Below are 7,067 nucleotides of genomic sequence, written 5' to 3'. Positions count from 1 at the left end.
GCCTCCGGCTTTGTCGCTGTATCCACAACCCGGTGTTCACCCTCCGGGGTGCCTCAGCGTGGGCTCGGAGAGGGGGAAACCGACGTACCGATCTCGAGCACGGGGCATGTGAAAGCACCGAACCCCGTGCCCCGCAACGCCATCCATGATGGCGGCGGGCCGCGGTTCGATCGCGAAGCGGCTGGGCCGCCGGCAGGCAATGGCCTGCCGACGGCCCAGCCGCATTCGCTGTCAGACGTAAATGTAAGCGATACCGTTACTGGTGCCGCCTGCGGTCGTGGCAGTGATCTGCACCGTCCCGGCAACCTCCGCTGGGGCGACGGCGGTGATCTGGGTGGCGGAGTCGACGCTGAACGAGGTCGCCGGTGTGCCACCGAAATTCACCGCCGACGCACCGGTCAGGTCCGTGCCGGTCAGCACGACGGTTGTCCCACCGGCGACCGGGCCGGTGTTCGGCGCCGCCGCGGTCAGGGTAGGAACCGCGATGTAGGTGAAGGAGACACCATCGACGGTTCCACCTCCGGTGGTGACGGTGACCAGCACGGTCCCCGCCGACCCCGCAGGGGTCACCGCGGTGATCTGGGTGGCGGAGTCGACGCTGAACGAGGTCGCCGGTGTGCCACCGAAATTCACCGCCGACGCGCCCGTCAGGTTCGTGCCGGTCAGCACGACGGTTGTCCCACCGGCGACCGGGCCGGTGCTCGGCGCCGCCGCGGTCAGGGTAGGAACCGCGACGTAGGTGTAGGCGACACCGTTGCTCGTTCCACCTGCTGTCGTGACGGTGACCAGCACGGCCCCCGCCGTCCCGGCGGGGACGACCGCCGTGATCTGGGTCGCGGAGTCGACGGCGAACGATGCCGGTGTACCACCGAAACTGACCCCGGTGGCTCCGGTGAGAGCCGTTCCGGTGAGGGTGACAGTAGTCCCGCCGGTCACCGGCCCCGAGCTGGGAACAACAGTGGCGAGCGTGGGCACTGCGGCAAAGGTGAAGGAAACACCATCACCCGTACCTCCAGCGGTAGTGACGGTCACCAAAACCGTCCCCGCCGTCTCAGCAGGGGTGACTGCCGTGATCTGGGTGGCGGAGTCGACGGTGAACGAAGTCGCCGGTGTGCCACCGAAATTCACCGCCGACGCGCCGGTCAGGGCCGTGCCGGTCAGCACGACTGTCGTCCCACCGGCGACCGGTCCTGAACTGGGAACGATGGCAGTCAGGGCCGGTACCGCGATGTAGGTGTAGGCGACGCCGTTGCTGGTTCCCCCCACTGTGGTGACGGTGACCTGCACGGTCCCGGCTGTTCCGGCCGGAGCCACGGCGGTGATCTGGGTGGCGGAATCGACGACGAACGAGGCCGATGGTGTGCCACCGAAACTCACCGCCGACGCGCCGGTCAGGGCCGTGCCGGTCAGCACGACTGTCGTCCCACCGGCGACCGGTCCTGAACTGGGAACGATGGCAGTCAGGGCCGGTACCGCGATGTAGGTATAGGAGACACCATTGCTGGTTCCGCCTGCTGTCGTGGCGGTGACCTGTACCGTCCCCGCCGACCCCGCCGGAGTGACCGCCGTGATCTGGGTGGCGGAGTCGACGGTGAACGAAGTCGCCGGTGTGCCACCGAAACTCACCGCAGAGGCGGCCGTCAGGTTCGTTCCGGTCAGCACGACCGTGGTCCCACCGGCGACCGTACCCGCGTTCGGCACGATCGTGGTGAGGGTGGGTACCGCGACATAGCTGTAGGCGACACCGTTGCTGGTTCCCCCCACAGTGGTGGCGGTGACCTGCACCGTCCCCGCCGCCCCGGCCGGAGTAACTGCCGTGATCTGGGTAGCGGAGTCGACGGTGAACGAGGTCGCTGGTGTGCCACCGAAACTCACCGCCGACGCGCCGGTCAGGTTCGTTCCGGTGAGCACGACTGTCGTCCCACCGGCGACCGGACCCGCGTTCGGCACCACCGTGGTCAAAGTGGGCACGGCGATGTAGGTGTACGCGACGCCGTTGCTGGTGCCGCCAACGGTGGTGACGGTGACCTGCACGGTCCCGGCTGTTCCGGCCGGAGCGACGGCGGTGATCTGGGTGGCGGAGTCGACGGTGAACGAAGTCGCCGGTGTGCCACCGAAACTCACTCCCGTCGCGCCCGTCAGGTTCGTGCCGGTAAGTACGACGGTGGTTCCGCCGGTCACCGATCCGACATTGGGCACCACCGTGGTCAAAGTAGGCACCGCGACATAGGTGTAGGCGACACCGTTGCTGGTTCCCCCCACGGTGGTGGCGGTGACCTGCACCGTCCCCGCCGCCCCGGCCGGAGTAACCGCCGTGATCTGAGTGGCGGAATCGACGGTGAACGAGGCCGCCGGTGTGCCACCGAAACTCACTCCCGTCGCGCCGGTCAGAGCAGTGCCGGTCAGCACGACGGTGGTTCCGCCGGTCACCGGACCCGCGCTGGGCACCACCGTGGTCAAAGTGGGCACGGCGATGTAGGTGTACGCGACGCCGTTGCTGGTGCCGCCAACGGTGGTGACGGTGACCTGCACGGTCCCGGCTGTTCCGGCCGGAGCGACGGCGGTGATCTGGGTGGCGGAGTCGACGGTGAACGAAGTCGCCGGTGTGCCACCGAAACTCACCGCAGACGCACCGGTCAGGGCCGTGCCGGTGAGTACGACGGTGGTTCCACCGGTCACCGATCCGACATTGGGCACCACCGTGGTCAAAGTAGGCACCGCGACATAGGTGAACGAGACACCGTTACTGGTTCCCCCCACAGTGGTGACGGTCACCTGCACCGTCCCAGCCGACCCCGCCGGAGTAACCGCCGTGATCTGGGTAGCGGAGTCGACGGTGAACGAAGTCGCCGGTGTCCCACCGAAACTCACTCCGGTCGCGCCTGTCAGGGCCGTGCCGGTCAGCACGACTGTCGTCCCACCAGCGACCGGACCCGTGTTCGGGACGATCGTGGTGAGTGTGGGCACCGCGACATAGGTGTACGAGACACCGTTGCTGGTTCCCCCCACTGTCGTGACGGTGACCTGCACGGTCCCGGCTGTTCCGGCCGGAGCCACGGCGGTGATCTGGGTGGCGGAGTCGACGCTGAACGAAGTCGCCGGTGTGCCACCGAAACTCACCGCAGACGCGCCCGTCAGGGCCGTGCCGGTCAGCACGACCGTGGTCCCACCGGCGACCGGACCCGTGTTCGGGACGATCGTGGTGAGTGTGGGCACCGCGACATAGGTGTACGAGACACCGTTGCTGGTTCCCCCCACAGTCGTGACGGTGACCTGCACCGTCCCTGCCGCCCCGGCCGGAGCGACGGCGGTGATCTGGGTGGCGGAGTCGACGGTGAACGAAGTCGCCGGTGTGCCACCGAAACTCACTCCCGTCGCGCCGGTCAGAGCAGTGCCGGTCAGCACGACTGTCGTCCCACCAGCGACCGGACCCGTGTTCGGGACGATCGTGGTGAGTGTGGGCACCGCAACATAGGTATACGAGACACCGTTGCTGGTTCCCCCCACAGTGGTGACGGTGACCTGCACGGTCCCGGCCGCCCCGGCCGGAGCCACGGCGGTGATCTGGGTAGCGGAGTCGACGGTGAACGAGATCGCTGGTGTGCCACCGAAACTCACCGCAGACGCGCCCGTCAGGGCCGTGCCGGTCAGTACCACCGTGGTCCCACCAGCGACCGGACCCGTGTTCGGGACGATCGTGGTGAGTGTGGGCACCGCGACATAGGTGTACGAGACACCGTTGCTGGTTCCCCCCACAGTCGTGACGGTGACCTGCACCGTCCCTGCCGCCCCGGCCGGAGCGACCGCCGTGATCTGGGTAGCGGAATCGACGGTGAACGAAGTCGCCGGTGTCCCACCGAAACTCACCGCGGTCGCGCCGGTCAGGTTCGTTCCGGTCAGTACGACGGTGGTTCCGCCGGTCACCGATCCGGCATTGGGCATGATCGTGGTGAGGGTGGGTACCGCGACGTAGGTGTAGGCGACGCCGTTGCTGGTGCCACCGGTTGTTGTGGCGGTGACCTGCACCGTTCCGGCGGCTCCTGGTGGGGCGACGGCGGTGATCTGGGTGGCGGAGTTCACGGTGAACGAGGTCGCTGGTGTGCCACCGAAACTCACCGCGGTCGCGCCGGTCAGGTTCGTGCCGGTGAGAACGACGGTGGTTCCGCCGGTCACCGATCCGGCATTGGGCATGATCGTGGTCAAGGTGGGTACCGCGACGTAGGTGTAGGCGACGCCGTTGCTGGTGCCACCGGTTGTTGTGGCGGTGACCTGCACCGTTCCGGCGGCTCCTGGTGGGGCGACGGCGGTGATCTGGGTGGCGGAGTTCACGGTGAACGAGGTCGCTGGTGTGCCACCGAAACTCACCGCGGTCGCGCCGGTCAGGTTCGTGCCGGTGAGAACGACCGTGGTCCCGCCGGTCACCGAACCCGCGTTCGGCACGATCGTGGTCAAGGTGGGTACCGCGACGTACGTGTAGGAAACGCCGTTACTGGTGCCACCCACGGTAGTGACGGTGACCTGCACCGTCCCGACCGAATGGGCTGGTGCGACGGCGGTGATCTGGGTGGCGGAGTTCACGGTGAACGAAGTCGCCGGTGTGCCACCGAAACTCACCGCGGTCGCGCCCGTCAGATTCGTTCCGGTGAGAACGACCGTCGTTCCGCCGGCGACGGGACCCGTGTTGGGGGCGATCGTGGTCAAGGTGGGTACCGCGACGTAGGTGTAGGCGACGCCGTTACTGGTTCCCCCCACTGTCGTGACGGTGACCTGCACCGTTCCGGCGGCTCCTGCTGGGGCGACGGCGGTGATCTGGGTGGCGGAGTTCACGGTGAACGAGGTCGCTGGTGTGCCACCGAAACTCACCGCGGTCGCACCGGTCAGGTTCGTGCCGGTGAGAACGACCGTGGTCCCGCCGGTCACCGAACCCGTGTTGGGGGCGATTGTGGTCAAGGTGGGTACCGCGACGTAGGTGTAGGAGACGCCGTTGCTGGTTCCACCTGGTGTCGTCACCCTCACCTGGACCGTCCCGACCGAATGGGCCGGAGCGACGGCGGTGATCTGGGTGGCGGAGTTCACGGTGAACGAGGTCGCCGGTGTGCCACCGAAACTCACCGCGGTCGCGCCCGTCAGATTCGTTCCGGTGAGAACGACCGTGGTTCCCCCGGTCACCGATCCTGCCGTGGGTGTGATGCTGGTCAGCGTCGGCACCGCGGCATAGGTGTAGCTGACGCCGTTACTGGTTCCGCCCGAGCCGGTGACGGTCACCTGCACCGTCCCTGCCGAATGGGCCGGGGCGATGGCGGTGATCTGGGTAGCGGAGTTCACGGTGAATGTCGTTGCGGTCGTACCGAATCGGACGGTCAGCGGGCCGGTGAATCCGGTGCCGGTGATCGTCACGCTGTTCCCGCCTGCAGTGGGTCCGGCGGTCGGGGAGATGGAGGTGATGGTCGGAACGACGACGTAGATGTAGGTAACCGGGTTGCTGGTGCCACCAGGTCCGGTGACGGTGACGGTGACGAACCCAGTGCCCGCGGGGGTCACTGCGGTGATCTGCGTGTCGGAATTGACTGTGAAAGAGGTCGCGGGTGTGCCACCGAAATTCACCGCGGTGACTCCCGTCAGGCCCGACCCGGTGAGTGTGACTGTCGTTCCGCCCGCGGTCGATCCTTGGCTGGGACTGATGCTGTTCAGCGCGGGAACCGCGAGATAGGTGTAGGGCACCCCGTTGCTGGTGCCCGCCGAGGTGGTCACAGTGACCTGTACGGTACCGGCTGAGCCGGCGGGCGCGATCGCTGTGATCTGTGTCGGTGAATCCAGGGTGAAAGTCGTTGCGGTAGTACCGAATCGCACGGTAGTCGGACCGGTGAACCCCGTACCGGTGATCGTGACGCTGGTTCCACCCGTAGTGGGTCCCGAGGTCGGGGAGAGAGACGTGATGGTAGGCACGATGCTTGCCTCCTTGCTGCTGTGTAATTCCTTTGTGCCCCGGGCGGTTGCCCGAGTTGCTGTGGTGGCCCGCAACTTCCATTAACGTCCCTGAAACACGACACCGACTGTCCTGAGGGGTTCGTTTTCGTCCGTTATCGAATTCCCGCCGCCAGCTGAAGATCTGGAGACTGCAGGTCGGGTCGGCAACAACTACCGGCCCTGCGTCCGATCGCCGTGATCATGAGTAACGTCACGGCCGTTGGATATGGCGCCGCACTGGTGATCTCCAGACTTGCGCCGCAACGGGTTTCGTCACTGATTGCGGAGTCTGCGGTCCCGTGCCGCAGGTGTGCGCCCGACGGGGTCGTCTGCCGCGCCGCGCTGCCCGGCCTTTTCCGGGTGCAGCTTCGCTGCTTTGGCACGGCGTGGCTCGTGTCGCGACCGCACCGCCGGGATGGACCGAACCATCGGCGGCAGCGAGCTAGCAGCCAGGCTCGATCGACTGTGGCGATCAACATGATCCCGGTGCGAACAATTGGGGGCGGGAACCCCTCTGTCCAAGGGAATTTCGGCAGCGAGCACCAACGAGGGTGCGGCAGCACAACCGACCCTGACACAGGAGGAATGAATTACATCGACGGCAGGCAAGGTCTGAGTGTGAAAACGAACGAAAACGGATCGGAGATGCATTGCTCTGCAACAGGGTAAGGGGGCTTACTGGAAGTAACCACCCGGTGCATTCGAGGAATCATGATCGCGGCAAAGGAGGCAGCGTCATGCCTACTATCACCTCCCGCTCTCCGACCTCGTGCTCCGCATCGGGAGACGCGAACGTTATCCGGTGGGTACCGGATTCGCCGGTTCTTTGATCGTGCGATTCGGTTCTGCCGCGACCACCTTCACCGTCGATTCGGATACTCGAGTCACCGCGACTGCGCCTGCCGGGTGCGGGTCAGTGCCACCCCGTCGGAGGGACCCAGCAACAGTGTCTGTTACGTTGCGATACCTGCGTTGAACAGCACCAGTCCCATCCAAGGGCCTGGCGCTACGCCTAGCCTCACCGGGACCGGCCTGTCGACCGCCACTGCGATCCTTCCGTCGACAGCGTTGCGCCTACCTCGTTAACCAGCGACCCGGAC

1 protein-coding gene is annotated in these 7,067 nt (G+C 66.5%); it reads right to left on the bottom strand.

What is annotated here, in order from left to right; translation table 11 throughout:
• Positions 1–231: 231 nt before the first annotated feature.
• Positions 232–5,946, bottom strand: coding sequence for an IPT/TIG domain-containing protein (locus tag ACQPXH_RS26920; RefSeq protein WP_433599264.1), 5,715 nt, complete (start codon positions 5,944–5,946; stop codon positions 232–234).
• Positions 5,947–7,067: the final 1,121 nt, after the last annotated feature.

This window comes from Nocardia sp. CA-135953 (genome assembly GCF_050955735.1).
GTDB lineage: Bacteria > Actinomycetota > Actinomycetes > Mycobacteriales > Mycobacteriaceae > Nocardia.
This window is presented reverse-complemented; position numbering and strand designations above follow the sequence as displayed.